14 protein-coding genes and 1 tRNA gene are annotated in these 15,295 nt (G+C 29.5%); 13 read left to right on the top strand and 2 right to left on the bottom strand.

What is annotated here, in order from left to right; translation table 11 throughout:
* Window positions 1–166: 166 nt before the first annotated feature.
* The 3 genes from VBY68_RS03110 to VBY68_RS03100 all read left to right on the top strand — a co-directional run bounded on the left by VBY68_RS03110 (window position 167) and on the right by VBY68_RS03100 (window position 2,831).
* A tRNA-Arg gene (locus tag VBY68_RS03110) sits at window positions 167–263 on the top strand.
* 318 nt (window positions 264–581) lie between these two features.
* Entirely contained in the window at window positions 582–1,682 is a 1,101-nt protein-coding gene (locus VBY68_RS03105; protein ID WP_124588708.1) for a slipin family protein, read from the top strand.
* Window positions 1,683–1,937: 255 nt separating this feature from the next.
* On the top strand, window positions 1,938–2,831 hold the full coding sequence (locus VBY68_RS03100) for a TolB-like translocation protein (RefSeq protein ID WP_415268850.1): 894 nt from the start codon (window positions 1,938–1,940) through the stop codon (window positions 2,829–2,831).
* 49 nt (window positions 2,832–2,880) lie between these two features.
* Here VBY68_RS03100 and VBY68_RS03095 read toward each other — a convergent pair whose 3' ends face one another.
* Together VBY68_RS03095 and VBY68_RS03090 are read right to left on the bottom strand one after the other, a co-directional pair.
* Window positions 2,881–3,795 carry an NAD(P)/FAD-dependent oxidoreductase gene (locus tag VBY68_RS03095; RefSeq protein WP_415268849.1) on the bottom strand — a complete coding sequence of 305 codons (915 nt, stop codon included), beginning with the start codon at window positions 3,793–3,795 and terminating at the stop codon, window positions 2,881–2,883.
* Window positions 3,796–3,819: 24 nt separating this feature from the next.
* Window positions 3,820–4,374 carry a TetR/AcrR family transcriptional regulator gene (locus VBY68_RS03090; protein ID WP_415268848.1) on the bottom strand — a complete coding sequence of 185 codons (555 nt, stop codon included), beginning with the start codon at window positions 4,372–4,374 and terminating at the stop codon, window positions 3,820–3,822.
* A gap of 801 nt (window positions 4,375–5,175) precedes the next feature.
* Here VBY68_RS03090 and VBY68_RS03085 point away from each other — a divergent pair.
* The 10 genes from VBY68_RS03085 to VBY68_RS03040 all read left to right on the top strand — a co-directional run bounded on the left by VBY68_RS03085 (window position 5,176) and on the right by VBY68_RS03040 (window position 15,294).
* Window positions 5,176–7,638, top strand: coding sequence for an NACHT domain-containing protein (locus VBY68_RS03085; RefSeq protein ID WP_415268847.1), 2,463 nt, complete (start codon window positions 5,176–5,178; stop codon window positions 7,636–7,638).
* The gene (locus VBY68_RS03080; RefSeq protein WP_415268846.1) at window positions 7,622–8,008 is read left to right on the top strand and encodes a hypothetical protein; all 387 of its coding nucleotides are present in this window, start codon (window positions 7,622–7,624) and stop codon (window positions 8,006–8,008) included. The genes VBY68_RS03085 and VBY68_RS03080 overlap by 17 nt, the downstream gene beginning before the upstream one ends.
* A 4-nt stretch (window positions 8,009–8,012) precedes the next feature.
* Complete coding sequence (locus VBY68_RS03075) at window positions 8,013–8,435, top strand: hypothetical protein (RefSeq protein ID WP_415268845.1); 423 nt, start codon at window positions 8,013–8,015, stop codon at window positions 8,433–8,435.
* Entirely contained in the window at window positions 8,413–9,513 is a 1,101-nt protein-coding gene (locus tag VBY68_RS03070; protein ID WP_415268844.1) for a radical SAM protein, read from the top strand. Before VBY68_RS03075 ends, VBY68_RS03070 begins: the two co-directional genes overlap by 23 nt.
* Window positions 9,514–10,890: 1,377 nt before the next feature.
* Window positions 10,891–11,103 (top strand): hypothetical protein, encoded by a 213-nt coding sequence (locus tag VBY68_RS03065; protein ID WP_415268843.1) that lies wholly within the window; start codon window positions 10,891–10,893, stop codon window positions 11,101–11,103.
* 9 nt (window positions 11,104–11,112) lie between these two features.
* The gene (locus tag VBY68_RS03060) at window positions 11,113–11,454 is read left to right on the top strand and encodes a hypothetical protein (RefSeq protein WP_415268842.1); all 342 of its coding nucleotides are present in this window, start codon (window positions 11,113–11,115) and stop codon (window positions 11,452–11,454) included.
* A 596-nt stretch (window positions 11,455–12,050) separates the two neighbouring features.
* Window positions 12,051–12,257: a hypothetical protein gene (locus tag VBY68_RS03055; protein ID WP_415268841.1), complete on the top strand. Its 207-nt coding sequence runs from the start codon at window positions 12,051–12,053 to the stop codon at window positions 12,255–12,257.
* A 221-nt stretch (window positions 12,258–12,478) separates the two neighbouring features.
* Complete coding sequence (locus VBY68_RS03050; protein ID WP_415268840.1) at window positions 12,479–13,636, top strand: rolling circle replication-associated protein; 1,158 nt, start codon at window positions 12,479–12,481, stop codon at window positions 13,634–13,636.
* A 102-nt stretch (window positions 13,637–13,738) separates the two neighbouring features.
* The gene (locus VBY68_RS03045; protein WP_415268839.1) at window positions 13,739–14,512 is read left to right on the top strand and encodes a hypothetical protein; all 774 of its coding nucleotides are present in this window, start codon (window positions 13,739–13,741) and stop codon (window positions 14,510–14,512) included.
* Window positions 14,512–15,294: a hypothetical protein gene (locus tag VBY68_RS03040; RefSeq protein WP_415268838.1), complete on the top strand. Its 783-nt coding sequence runs from the start codon at window positions 14,512–14,514 to the stop codon at window positions 15,292–15,294. The genes VBY68_RS03045 and VBY68_RS03040 overlap by 1 nt, the downstream gene beginning before the upstream one ends.
* Window position 15,295: the final 1 nt, after the last annotated feature.

The following is a 15,295-nucleotide window of genomic DNA, read 5'->3' as shown; positions in this document are numbered from 1 at the left end:
GTATTAGAACTGTATATGCAACTAGCCTTGAAGGTTTTGATTATTCACCAAAAAATAATCTCACTCTATGTGTTGCGGGTTCGAGTCCCGTCATAATTGAAAGGTTATGTAGTTCAACTAGGTAGAACAATAGATATTTAAAATTCGTGGGTTCGAATCCCACTATCCGAAAGGATATGGCGGAGTGGTCAAACGCACTGGATTTCGGTTCCAGTAATTATGGTAAGCCTAACGGCATGTCGGTTCGAGTCCGACCTCTCGACTTGAGTAAAAGTCATCAGGAAGCTCATCACCTTGTAAAACTGATGAACCAAAAGTGTTGAATGTTTAATGAGTTTTTAAATAAACACTTATAAACGTACTTTGAAATAATAACCATTACATAAACAGTGTATTGAACTTTAGTATGTCAGTTATAGTATTAATTAGTATAACCCATGTAGTAAACAACAATACAAAAGCTATACAATCTTATTATTTCCGTAGGCTTATAAGCATTAACATTCAATACTTTTTACAAAAACAAACAAATTTCTCCATGGTGAGAAAACAACGTATAAATAATTAAAAACAAAAAGATTATGAAAAGAATAACAATTAATCAAGGAAAAGTAGGATTAGTATTTAAAAAAGGAGATTACATAAAAGTAATCAAAGCGGGTACACATTGGTTAGGATTTAATCAAACAGTAGCAGTATATGATTTAACAAAAGATTTTTATACATCAGTAGCTTTAGAAGTATTGTTACAAGACACAACTTTAGCAGAAATGTTAGAAGTTGTTGAAGTACAAGACAACGAGTTAGTTTTTATGTACGAAAACAACAACTTTCAAAGAGTTTTAAATGCGGGAAGACACGTTTTCTGGAAAGGATTTATTACTAGAACCTTTCAAAAAATAGATATAAGCAAGATTGAAATTATTGAAAGAGTAGATACATCTTTATTCAATAATTATGAAGTGAGCAAATATGTTAGAACTTTTGAAGTTGCTGCCTACGAAAAAGCTGTATTGTTAGTGAATGATACCTATCAAAAAACATTGGTAGGAGGGACGTATAGGTTTTGGAAAAATGAGACAACTATTAAAATAGCGAAAGTAGATACCAGACAATTACAATTAGAAATTGCAGGTCAGGAATTATTAACCAAAGACAAAGCAAATGTTAGAGTTAATTTTTACACGCAATATAAAGTAACTGATATTGAAAAAGCATTATTAGCTAATAAAGATTATGAAAAACAATTGTATGTAAACATGCAATTGGCACTGAGAAAATATGTAGGACACTACACATTAGATGAATTATTAGCCAATAAAGAGGATGTTTCTATAGCAGTTTTTGAAGAAACAAAAATGAATGCTGAAAAATTAGGTGTAGTAATTCAAGGTTGCGGAATTAGAGATGTTATTTTACCAGGAGAAATGAAAGAAATCATGAATCAGGTATTGGTAGCACAAAAGAAAGCCCAAGCAAATATTATTACCAGAAGAGAAGAAACAGCATCTACAAGAAGCTTATTAAATACTGCTAAATTAATGGAAGACAACGAAATGTTGTTTAAATTAAAAGAAATGGAGTATGTGGAGAAAATAGCTGATAAAATTGGAGAAATTACAGTTACTGGAAACGGAAACGTAATTAAACAGTTGAGAGAAATATTTGTTACCAATAAGTAGTAATATGGCTAATTATACTAGATTTAAACTTTAAAAGCGAAAACTTATATAATTAAGTTCTCGCTTTTTTTATTAAACCTTTTATTTTAAAGTTCAAACTTTATTGAAAGTGTAGATATGTAACATTAGTATTCTTTACTCATCTACTTAGTATGCAACAACTCAGTAAATATTTGTTTTTAACATTATATTAACCAATGTGTTACGGTAATAGCTGTATTTATGTACTATCGTTTTTCAATAATCAAAAGTTACATGATGAATAAATTACCTTTCTTTATACTAATCTTTGTATTAATACCCTTTTTTTATGCTTGTAATACAAAAAAGCAAACTTCAAAAGATAGTAATTTACCTACTATAGAAAGGACCTATCTTGGTCAAAGACCACCAGGTTTAACACCTAGACCTTTTGCTCCCGGTATTGTTACTACAGACGGATGGGAAGTTAGCGGAGTCTTCACACCAGACCTAAAAGAATTTTATTTTATTAGAGAAGGAGAGGAGGACCAAGAGCAAGAATTTGTTGTGATTCAATATAAAAATAACCAATGGAAAGATTCTGTTATATCATCTAGGGTTGGCACACCTTTTATTTCTCCCGACGGTAAAATTATGCATTTAAGTAAACGTTATAAGGAACGAACTGAAAATGGTGAATGGTCAGAAGTTAAAAAACTTGATTATCCTTTTAAAGACTTACCAATTATGCGTCTTACTGCCTCTGCGAAAGGAACTTATTTTTTTGATGAGTTTAAATCAGACTTTACAGGAGATATTCGATATTCACGATTCGTGGATGGAAAGTATGAAAAACCAAAACTACTCAACAGTAAAATTAATAGCGGAAAAAGTTTTCACCCATTCATTGCACCAGATGAATCGTATCTTATTTTTGATAGTAAAAGAGAAGGAGGCTATGGCGATTCTGATATTTATATATGCTTCAAACAACAAGACGGTTCATGGGGTGAGCCTATTAATATGGGGGATAAAATTAATACAAACGCTTGGGAAGCTCTCGCTTGCGTAACACCAGATGGTAAATTTCTTTTTCTCAATAGAAATATGGGATCAAAAGACTACGAAAATGTAGACATATTTTGGGTTAGTGCACAAGTTATTGAAGACTTAAAACCTAAACGTTAAAAAAAGGTCTGTTTTACCAGACCTTTTTTAATTCATAAGTTAATTATCACTACCAGTTTTCTTCTATTATTTGGTGTGTAATAGCAGCTGCTACTTCACTACCTTCAGCAACCGAAGAGGCAACACCGCTCCAACCTGTTCTGGCATCACCAATAATATAAAACCCTTTAATTTCTGTTTCTTTATTCTCATCAACTTTATAAAACTCCATTCCAAAATAACCTTTTTCTGTAGGAATATTCATTTTTTTAGCAAAGTCGGTACTTTCTGTAGATTTTGTGTCAGGTAAAAAACCACCTTCTCTTTCAATAATTGTTTCATCAATAAGTTGAACACCTGTAAGCTGACCTTCAGTTGAAATCAGTTTTTTAATTTTTTTATCAATTATCTGTATTCCTTTTTTAGTAAGGTTAGATACTAGCTCTTCGTCCTCAACTTTTTCACCGTTTGTAAAAACGATAACATTTTTTGACCAATGCGATATTGTTTTTGAAAACATAGGAGCCATTAGAACATCTCCAAATACAGCCAATTTTTTATTGGCCATTTCAAAACCATCACAAAAAGGGCAGGGGTAAACAGATTTTCCGTAGACTTCAGTTAAACCTTCAATACCTATTTCAGCAATATTATCTTTATGTCCTGTTGCAATAACAACTCTTTTAGCTGAATATGTATCGTGTTCTGTTTCAACCGAAAAATTATTGTTTTCATCTTTTACAGATATCGCTTTTTCCTTTTTGTAATCTACAGATGTGTATTTTTCTAACTGATGCTTAGCAATCTTAAATATTTCAGAAGGATGCTTACCATCTTGAGTTAAAAACCCGTGTGAATGTGTTGTTATATTATTTCTAGGACTTTCGGTATTTAAAATTAGTGTTTTTATTCTACTTCTTCCTAAAACTAAAGCAGCGCTCATTCCTGCAGGACCACCACCAATAATTATGACTTCATAATTCATATTTTGTGCTTTTTTAATGTGTTTTTATTTTTTAGAATGATTTATAATAGCATTGAAATAAGACTCCCAAGCCATTTCTACAATTTCTTGAGTTCTTGTCTCATCTTCAAGAATTAAATTTATAGCGGCATCAATTGTAGAAAAATAAAGGCTCTCTATCCAATCCATTGTAAGTTGTGAATTAAATAAACCATTAGTTTGTAGCTTTTTTAACAAGTCTCTAAAAATCTGCATCATTTCTCTAAAATCAGAAGACTCGTTTTCCATTCCTTTATAGTTTTCCCTGTAGCTATATAAAAAACGAAATTGATATCCACTTTTAATATCATTTAAAAACATTGTATAAAGTTGAGTTTTTGGATCAGTAGACGATTCTATTGATTCCTTAGTCTTTTGTAGGCAAAAACTACTTGCGTAATCAATTATTTCTTCAATAAGTTCTGATTTTCCGCTAAAATATCTATGTAGCGTTCTTCTACTTAAATTAATGGATTCAGCAATTTCTTCCATTGAAGCATTAGGGGCTTTACTAAATGCTTTAATTGCAGCAGTTATAATTTTAGTTTTAGTATCATTCATTATGTCTCAATTATGAGACAAAGGTATAGATTGTCACATAAATGAGACATGTTTATTTTATCTTTTCTACTTTTTTTATTTCTATTTTACATAATATCATGCTAACGAAAAGCTTCTGAAAACTTTTTGCAACGAGAATTTCAATTACAGACGAATTACAAATACGAAGCTAAAAGCTTTTGCTTTTTTTGGCGTTGGTAAGCGATGGATAATTGTGTTATAAATAAATTGCAATAAGCAATTTGATTTTATAAAACAATCGAGCGTTTGGTAGCGGCAATTTTACATAATGGCAAATTATAGCTACAAATGATTTCCTTATAAATCTAAAATTTCTAATCCACGAGAATCGAGTATTTCTAATTTTAATGACCCAAGTACTGAATATCGTAAAGAATAAATACAGCTTCTGGGATATTTACTTAATATAGAATTATAGCTTACAAATGGCGTACAAGACATAAATAACAAACATTGATATTTGTACTATAATGTTCTGCGTTATGTAACTTTGCTTTGGTAAAAGCGAAGTTTAAACTACTACTTTTCTTTGATTTTTTTCTTTCTAAAAGTTTCTTAAAAAATGTAATGGAATACGTTTTGCCCGAAGCGACGATAGGAGCGAAGTGGGAATGTGTATGGAATGGATTATAAACTAATATTTTATGTGGTTTTCCATAATTATTTAATTGTTAAATTCTGTATATTTGGTAGAGTACAAATAATCGTTTTCCCTAAACATTATTAATTATATTAATCAAGCTATAAACATAATTGTAGCACAATATTCTATTTTAAAACTTGAAAAAGATTATTACAACTCTAAAAAATTTTATCGAATGGATTGTCTCCATATATATAAAGATTAGACCTAAAAAAACATATTGGACAATCGCAGTTCCTTTAATTTTGTTTATTCTTGGAGAAATTGTTAAGCCAATTTCGCCATTAGTAAAAGCAATTGAATCTTATGCTAAGACAGTAGAAAGTAAATTTTGGAGTAAGGTATTAAATTTTATTGCTGAATATTTAAATTTTGATATCCCATCGTGGGTACTAATAATTGTAGGGTTAATTTTTATTACAATTAGTACTATAAAAATATTAGACTCAAGAGGTAATCCAAAATTGAAATTATTAATTAAAGAAATAGAGGATAAAAAAATTAAGAGTGATGATCTAAAAAAGTCCTTAAAAAGCCAAGTAGATAAACAGCTAGCAAAACAGATTAATTCTGGAAAATATATTCCTGATATTTTTATTGAAACACATAAAAACAGAGAATATTTACGATATTTTTCTCATCCAATTCTTTTCTGTAAGAAAATATATGACTCGCTAGAAAGAGCAGATTATAGGTTGTTAAATAAAAAACTAACAAAACAAAATACTGTTTTTGACATTGAGATACATAAGTTAGATTCTAAAATTAACATAGAAGAGTATATACAACATTTAAATAATTGGACTTCTCACTTAGAACGAAAATTAACCACTCTTAAGGATTTAAAAATATCAAGTACTGATAGATATTCTTATGAGTCCAAAATATCACATCGATTAGAAGATATTTATTATTTTAAATCCAAAATTTGTTTGATTACAGAAAATGCAGGACAAGGAAAAACTAACTTTTTATGTGACTTTGCAAATCGGTTTTTACTTGGAAATGAAATTCCGACAATCTTTCTGACTGGAAACGAAATATTACCAGATAATATAAGGGCATCCATATTAAGTAAAATATTTCCTGAGAGACTTAACTTAAGTTTTAAAACCTTTTTAGATGCTACTAGAGATTTGTGCTATGAGCTGCAAAAACCTCTAACAATAATCATTGATGGCATTAATGAGAATTCCAACACAAAAGTTTTTAGTAAAAGTCTTGAATCTTTTATATCTGATATGCAAGATTATGATTATATCAAAATTATTATCTCTTGTAGAAAGGATTATTTTGAATATAATTTTAAAAATATTGAAAACTCTTCATTTCAAAATGAAATTTCCTCAATTAGTAATCTAAGCTTAAGAAGAGATGATGAATTACAAGAAAAATTATTTTACGCATATTTTCATCACTTTAATATTAATTTCAAAGAAGTTTCTGGAGACGTTTACAATCAATTAATGTCAAACTTTTTATTATTTAGAATTTTCTGTGAAACTTATAAAGAGCAGGATATTGGTATCGTAAAGAATATTTTCAAATCTGAACTGTTCCAAAATTACTACAATAATAAAGCTGAAGAAATCAATAAAAAATTAAACGAAAATGATGAGTTTGAAGTGCAAGGCGATTTTGATATTCGAAACTTTATAAGGAATATTATTAAATATATGGTGTCAAATAATCAATATTCAAATGTTCCTTTAGACAACATCATTGAAGATGAAAGACATAGAGCTATATATGTTAGATTTTTGGATGAAAATATCCTTATAAAAAGAGATCCAAAATCAGATGAATCTGGAATATTTGGTTATTCAGAGGTGGTTAACTTTACATTTGATGAATTTAGGGATTATTTAATATCTAGTTATTTAGTTGAAGAATTATACCCTAAATCTCCAGAACAATTTGATAATTTCATCACCAATAATATTAATTCAGAATCACAAATTTTAGAAGGTTGTGGAACTTTTTTATTTCATACACTTAGAAATGGAGATACAGAAGAACTAAAGAATAGAGTATATAACCAAGAATGGTTTAAAGGTATTTTTATAAAATCTATTTTTAATATTAAAGATGATGATATTAAGGATAGTGACATAGAACGTATTGGGAAGTATTTTATAGAAAGTGATGAATATTCCTTTCAAATCGTAAATGGACTTATTAAACGTTATGATTTAAAAATTTATCCCAAATTAAATATTCAATTTCTTTTTGAATTAATTAAAAATTTAGAAGAAGATGAGTTTAATAAAAAGTTTTTGAATTTATTTCAGTTTAAATCTCGAAACTCATATAGTAGATTTTATAGAAAAATTGATTTAGAAAAGATAATAGAAAAATTAAATAAGAATTTCGATAACACTGAATTTATTAATGATTCAAAGTATCATAATTTATTTAATTTACTTATTTATTTATTACCACATAATCAAGCATATAGATTTTCATATTTATATGAAAGATATGCATATAAATATATCGATAAAGCTCATAATCAATTAAAAGAAATAATGGATAATGAGGATAGTCAGTTGAAAGTATTAGTAATAGAATTTTGTCAGGAATATGCAATTCAGTTATGATTTTTATAAATCCATTTTAGTTTTAAATGGAAATTTAACCAAAGAGACTTTTTTACAAGAAGTTGGAGCTTCTAGAGGTTATGCAAAAGAAATGTTTGAAAGAATATATGATAGTATTCATTCCGAATTAGTTGATTTAAGGGAAGAGTACGAATTATACTATTCAAAAGAATATCCAAGTTTCGAGCATTTTCTATTTAGAAAAATGAATATAAGTGTAGAAGATATAGATGATATGATAAAATTTGAAAGCGAAAAAGAACATAGAAAAATCTTTAGATCTGATGATGGTTCTACTGGAGATTATGGTATAAGTAGCTTTATCTATTCTGAAGAAATCAGAGATAGAATAATGAAAATAATAACTTGATATTATGAAAATTAGATATGATTTTGTAACAAATAGTTCATCTACTTCATTTGTAATTATTTCCGATGGAGAATTTAATTTAAAAGATTTTATAGATTCTGTTGGAATTAATAATGATTCTGAATTTTTAGATGTATATGAGATGCTCTTTAATGCTTTTCAAGATAATATGGAACCTGCTAGGGAATATTATGAAAGAAATTATTCTGCGAGTTATGATAATTTTGAAGAATTTGTCGAAAAGAGGTTATGGAAAAGTGGAAAAGAAGTATTGCCAAAAATATTAGAAGCAGAGGAAAAAGGAAAAGATGTTTATATAGGTCAATTAAGTAGTGATACTAATGAAATAGAATGCTTTTTCTGTACTGATGAGTTTATTATTGATAGTCCAAAAATTTATATAGATGCACAAGAAAATGGTTGGTAGGAAAAAAGAAGATATTGTAATAAAGCATTATCCTGAGCAGAATTATAGAGTCATTTTTAATAAAAAAACTGGTTATTTTGTTAGAGCAGAAGAAAAAGGTTTTCCAGAACCATTATGGTCAAAAAGAGGGCCTGAATTATTAGATATTAGCATAACTAATTGGTGTGATAAGGGGTGTGTTTTTTGTTATAGAAAATCTACTGTACTGGGTAATCATATGCCGTTGGAAGATTATGTTTTTTTGATTGAGCAAGCTAAAGAAATGGATGTTTTTCAAGTTGCATTGGGCGGTGGAAATCCAAATCAACATCCAAATTTTATTGAAATTTTACAAGCTACTGTAGATAATGGCATTGTCCCTTGTTATACAACGAATGGAAGAGGTTTGAGTGATGAAATTTTGGAAGCTACAAAGAATTTATGTGGTTCTGTTGCCATTAGCGCCTATGAGCCATACTCAGAATTTAGAGAAAATATTGAAAAACTTTTGAAGTACGGTATAAAAGCTAATGTTCATTTTGTGATAGATGCTTTATCAATTGATACAGCAATCGAATGGATGGAAAACCCACCAGATATACTAAAAGGAATTAACTCTATAATCTTTTTGAACTATAAACCAATAGGTAGAAAGCCGAACTATGATTTGTTGTTAAAAGATAAATATAAACTTGAAAAATTTTTCAAACTAGTAGATAATAATGAGCATACTCTTAAAATAGGTTTTGATAGTTGTAGTATTTCTGGAGTAGCAAGATATCTGAATGCAAACACCGCATTTTATGAAGGTTGTGATGCGGGTAGATTTTCTGCTTTTGTGGATGAAAACCTAAGAATGTTTCCTTGTTCATTTATGACTAACACTGGTTGGTTTGATAGTCTAAAAGATAAATCAATGAAAGAAATATGGCAAGATGGAGAATATTTTCAAAAATATAGAAATAGGATAATTAATAATGGTTGTAATTCTTGCTCATTGCAATCAGTTTGTATGGGAGGTTGTCCATTTATTGAAGAATTATCTCTTTGTGGCTGGAAGGATGAAAGATTAGCTAAAGAAAAACAAGAAGTCAGTTAAATCTCTATGATTATCCAAAACTATATAAAATACAAGCTAAATAGTCTTGGTTTAGAGTTAAAGTCAAATGGGAGGGAAGGTGTTGATTTTTTAATAGGAGATAACCAATTATACCTGCAACCCATAGATTTAGATACAACGCATCGCAGTATTAAAATATCAAAGTAAGAGTTAGGAGAACTAAAAAACAATTTGTTTGTTGCTTTAGTTTTAATAATAAATAAAGAACCGAAGGTTGTTTATTTAATTCCTTCAAAAGATTCATCAAAAGCCGATAACAACATATTTATTGACAATAATGTGTCATTAATGCCCAGTTTGTCTAATTGGGAGATTAAAATATCGAGCAAATCCATTGAAGAGTTGGAAAAGTACACTTTAAATAATATGATTAATAAACTAAAAGTTTAGTTTATTAATATTATGTAAAATAGACCTGCGTTTTTACCCAGATGAAGCGTTGGCAGAACGGCCTCATAAAACTTTGGCTAAAACAATAGGTGAGTATAACGACCATATTTTAGGGGTTTAGTTATATAGTTTATTGAGTATTTCTATTTTACATAATATTTCTACATAATTTTAATAGTTCCAGATGTTTCCTAAAATATAGTGGAGCGAGCCGTTAATTGTTTCCAAAATTATATGCAGCCTTGATTTTTTGTTTCTTTTGCATCAAGGCAAAAAGATAATGCAAACACCAAAAAGAAAACTTTAATTGGAGTTCTACATAGAACAAGTGTATAGAAATTTGCTCGCAGAGAAATTTTATACTCTTGTGGCAACTTGACGAGAATTGCGTAAAATTTTTTTGACGTACATTTTATCAAATACGCGAATTTTAAAACAGCGTAAAAAGTGAAGCTTTTATTTAGGCGTTGGCAAGCGATGGATAATTGTGTGTAAAATAAATTGTGATAACAATTTGATTTTATAAAAACAATCAAGCGTTTGGTAGCGGCAATTTTACATAATGGCAAATTATAGCTACAAATGATTTCCTTATAAATCTAAAATTTCTAATCCACGAGAATCGAGTATTTCTAATTTTAATGACCCAAGTACTGAATATCGTAAAGAATAAATACAGCTTCTGGGATATTTTACATAATACTACATTATAGCTACATAGCAACTAATATTAAACCTATAACTAAATGTTGTTTTAATATTGAATCATCCACTGGATAATCCAATATTAAAAGTGTACTATAATTAATAGCCTGTTAAATATAACATGTCTATTTTATAGTACTTGTATAGATTTCGAGACAAAAAGTTTACAATTTGCATGAAATCTTTATTTCTTATATTTATTGCTGTTAGCCCCTTTCATCTATCAATAAATTATTAGTTAAAAACTTAAATTTATTGTCATTGAAAAAGTTATTGTTACCAGTCTGTAAGAAAGAAAATGAACCTAAAGCTTCTTATCCTTATTATATTTTATTTGATATAGGACAACGTTTAGAATTTAAATCTAAACGTAAAGCTGAGGATTACGTCAGAAAATTAAGCTCTTATGTTACCGATTCAATTCGGGTAATAAACACAATACAAAAAGAGTTGTATAGTGTTTATTTAGAGTAATATTTTAAAATGCCTCATAATTACTGTATTAAAATACGTACTGTTATTGATGATTATTTAGAAAGATTGCATTTCTTTCATAGTTACCAAAGTAAAGGCGATTCATGTATAAAATTTATTAGTGTTTATTCTCTTTTAAATATTGCTCAGGATGCTTGTAAATTATTACGTAAATGCATGAAACAATTAAAAGACTACAACACAGTAAGCCGTTTAAATGGTTATTTACAAATGATAACTACTATTTACGAAAAGCTTTCAAAGCTTAAAAAAGGCGACTTGTCAACCGTGTATAAAGAAAGTTCGTTAACTATAATTCACAAAAAGGAAAACAGACTTTCAATGATGTAAAATTTTTATTTTATGTCATATTTAAACCAAGTACCGGACGTAGTACCAGTACACCGATTAACAGAGGGCGACAAGTTAGCCAGAACTTCACATGGCGCACCACGCCCAGAGATTTTAAATTTAGTTTGTATTTATGATGAAGTATGCGAAGCGGAAACATCAGACGGACGTGTCCAAACTTTTAACAAACGCACATTAGTGCATAAATTATAACAGTATTATGAAGTATTTAAGAAACTTTATAGTGCTGTTTTTTAGTTTTATATATGCACTCATTTATTCTCCGATTCTATTAATAGGTTCTTTTATCTTTTTGTTAAAGATTACAATAATTGATTTGATTTATATAATCACATTTTTACTTCTAGGTTTTGTTATTGCATTAGCAATAGACATTCATTACTTCACTCACCATTTAACATTTTAAGCTATGAATGACTTTATAAAACAATTAGAGGTTAGTATTAATGAATATGAATTTTTAATCAATTACCTTTTTAAACATCGCCATAGTCTTTTTTTCTTTCAATATAGAGAACTTCCTTCCCTGATAAAAGAATTAAGAAAATTACGCGAAGCTTTAAATTTTGTAAAAGATGCCTGCTAAAGACAAAATAACATGGGAAAACAGGCGTGTATTTATTACCGATAGAGTAAATCAGGTCCTGGAAGAAAAAGGTTTTAAACTTCGTGTAACCTTAGAGGAACTAGAAAAAGGATTGTTAAAGCATCATCCTGATTTTGTTAGTGTGAAGAAAACAGTCTGTGAACGCTTTATTTTCTGCGATTATAGAAGCTTTTGAAATCAATTAAAGCCATGGCAAGGTAAAGAGCAACAAACTGTCTTATTCGAGCCTAAAACAAGTCAATTACAATTGTTTAATAACTAACCGTTAAACCGTGCCTTAAAAAAGCCGTTTTAACGGCTTTTCTTATTGGCTTGGCTAAACATAACGGTAAAATCGAAAATTCGAAGCAACCCCACGCGGTTGCTGAGAATTTTAATATTACCAACCCCTCTTAAATGAACGCTCCTGCGACCTTTATTGTAAAAAATAACGGACTTACACAATTTTATGATGTGAGTTACTTGTCATTTTCTAGAAATGGAGATACTTCCATGTTAAAACAAAATCATAATACTTCTTTTTATGAATCATATAAAAGAATTAATGAGCTAGATAGTTTTGAAAATGTTGCTAAATTGGAATTTAAACATCAATTACATCAAATGATAATGTTTAGAAAGGGTAAGCAAATAAAGCAATTAGGTACACTTTCAGAAAGTCAAGTAAAAAAGTGTCGTAAAGCTATTGAATGCATGGTGTCTACTGTTTTGTTTTCTAGAGATAAAAAGGTGGATTATAAAACACAACAATATTTAGCTTTTGTAACGTTGACACTACCAGTAAAACAGTTTCACTCAGATAAGGAACTGAGAAAAGCACAAACTAGGTATATTGAAAACTTACAAAAAACGTATAATGTAAAGCATTACGTATGGAAGGCAGAACCGCAAAAGAATGGTAATATACACTTTCATTTGTTAATTGATAGGTGGATAGATTGGACTGTACATAGAAAACTCTGGAATAAACAACTTGATAAACTTGGGTATATTGATAAATACCAAGAAAAGCACGGAGATAGAAACCCTAATACTATTGATGTTCACAGCTTGAAGAAAGATAAAAAAGGGCGTAGGCTTAAGAACATTACGAAGTATATAGTTAAGTATATGACTAAAAAAGAGTTTGGAAAACGTGCCATAATAGGTAAAATTTGGGGTTGTGCAAACCCTACTAAAAAACTTGATTATCCTAGATATGCAGAGGGTGAAACGTTCTTTTATAGAATAATAGAACTAATAAATAAATACGACTTTAAGCAGGTCGTATGTGATGAATTTTTCGCTCATTGGGTAGGTAGGTCTTTTGACGTTATTAGCAAGCATACACGTAATCTATGGCGTGATATAAAAGAATGGTTTCAGCTTAGAAATGGTAATATACAACCTCGTACAATAATGCAAAAAGAGTACGACCGATTAACAAGACAGTACACATATACAACCGAAGAAAAAGAGGTTGTAATATCTTCACAGGACAAAAACCAAAAAACAACTATTGAAAAACAACTTTCAATGTATTTTCCTAGATATGAAAATGGTGTTTTTTCATAACTGCTAAAACTTCTAAATCACAAAGAAATAGTTTCCACTTAAAAAACTCATATCCAAACACTTTTGTACAGAATTTAATTATAAACTTAATTTTTTGTACAAATGAGAAAAACAGTAATTGACGGTGCAACGCAAAAAACGTTAGAGATTTTAAAAACTGATGATCCACAGTTATTAGTTTTAGAGAATGTCTCTGTTAATGCAAAGTTGAAAACCGAACTAATCAGACAAGAGGGAGGGAGTGACCAACGTTTGTTTAATACAATGAACGTTTTATTGACTTTAGAGGGTCAAAACAAAATCCAATCTTTTTTAAACAAGCAGGCTATTAAACAGTTTCAGTTAAAAACAGTACCAAATGGTGATGCAGGTACAAATGTAGTAATTGATACTGCTACTATTGATTTGGCTTATGGTGGGGAAATTATGCTAAATCAGAATGATAGTGTAAACAACTATCTTACGAATTTAGAAAAGACTTCAACTAGTTCAATTTATAGTTTTGGAGGTCAAAACGTTAGTCCTTTCCCTTACATCATGAAAGAGCAAACTTTCAAAGCTACTGAAACGCAAAAAGAAATTAATTTAATTGAGACTGATTTCTTAGTTTTTGACAAGGACAATTTACCAACCGATATTGATTTTAGAATCAATGGGCAAAAGCAAAAACGTACTTCAGAAACTTTATTGATAGACCAAAAAGACACATTTAATATTGTTGGTTTTGATGAAAACGATAAACCAATTTTTGGTACTGCAAAAGCAGTTGTTTTAGATGTTAGAGGGATGCAGTCTGTTTATTTAGAACAAAACACTGACCCACGTTCTGATATCAAATACTATTCAGTAAAAACTCCATTTAAAAAAGTTAAGTAATGATTAGTTATACTTTAAATAGCCCCCATTATGATTACCAAGGTGGGGGTATAAGTCCAACATCATACCAAACTGTAACCACTACAGAAGACAAATTTTATCAAACATTAGATAATACTGTTAATATGATTAACCCTTCAGGTTTGGTAAGTGGTGCAATGGATTTATTAGGTATTGGTCCCGAAGATTGGGCAAGCGTAGAACAACGATTTCGCGGTTATTTTGACCTTTTAAAACAAGAAGTAGACCGCCGTTTAAAATTGGTTAAAAGTTTGAACGACTTGAATGAAGTTGATAAGTATATCAGTATGGCTGCTACAGCTTATGCTGATACAAGCTGGTTAAGTAGTTCAAACAGTATAAACGGTCATGCATTAGTAGGTAGACTTTTATTTGAGTTAAGAGATGCAATTCGTGCAGAGCTTTCTAAAAAGTATAAATTAACTGCAAAGAGTGGTGTTTTATATGGCGAACAATACCGTGACCCAAGAGGTTTTGTATTTGGTTACAAAGGTGTTGTTAATTATATGGTTTATACAGATAAACCAGTAGTAAAAGAGCCTGTTCAAACTGTTGACGTAACAGGAAAACCAGTAACAGACGTAGGAACAGGAGTTCCAACGACTGATGTAAACATACCAACCGATTCCCCTTATTTTGAAGATAAACCAAAGGAAAACGAAGGTTCATTTAATTGGTTGTATGTGATTATTCCTGTTGCTGTAGTTGGTTTATGGAAGTTAGGCGAGTATTTATTTAAGAACATAAAAAAGAAGAAATAAC

This window comes from Tenacibaculum ascidiaceicola (genome assembly GCF_047470925.1).
GTDB classification, from domain to species: Bacteria; Bacteroidota; Bacteroidia; order Flavobacteriales; family Flavobacteriaceae; genus Polaribacter; species Polaribacter discolor.
This window is presented reverse-complemented; position numbering and strand designations above follow the sequence as displayed.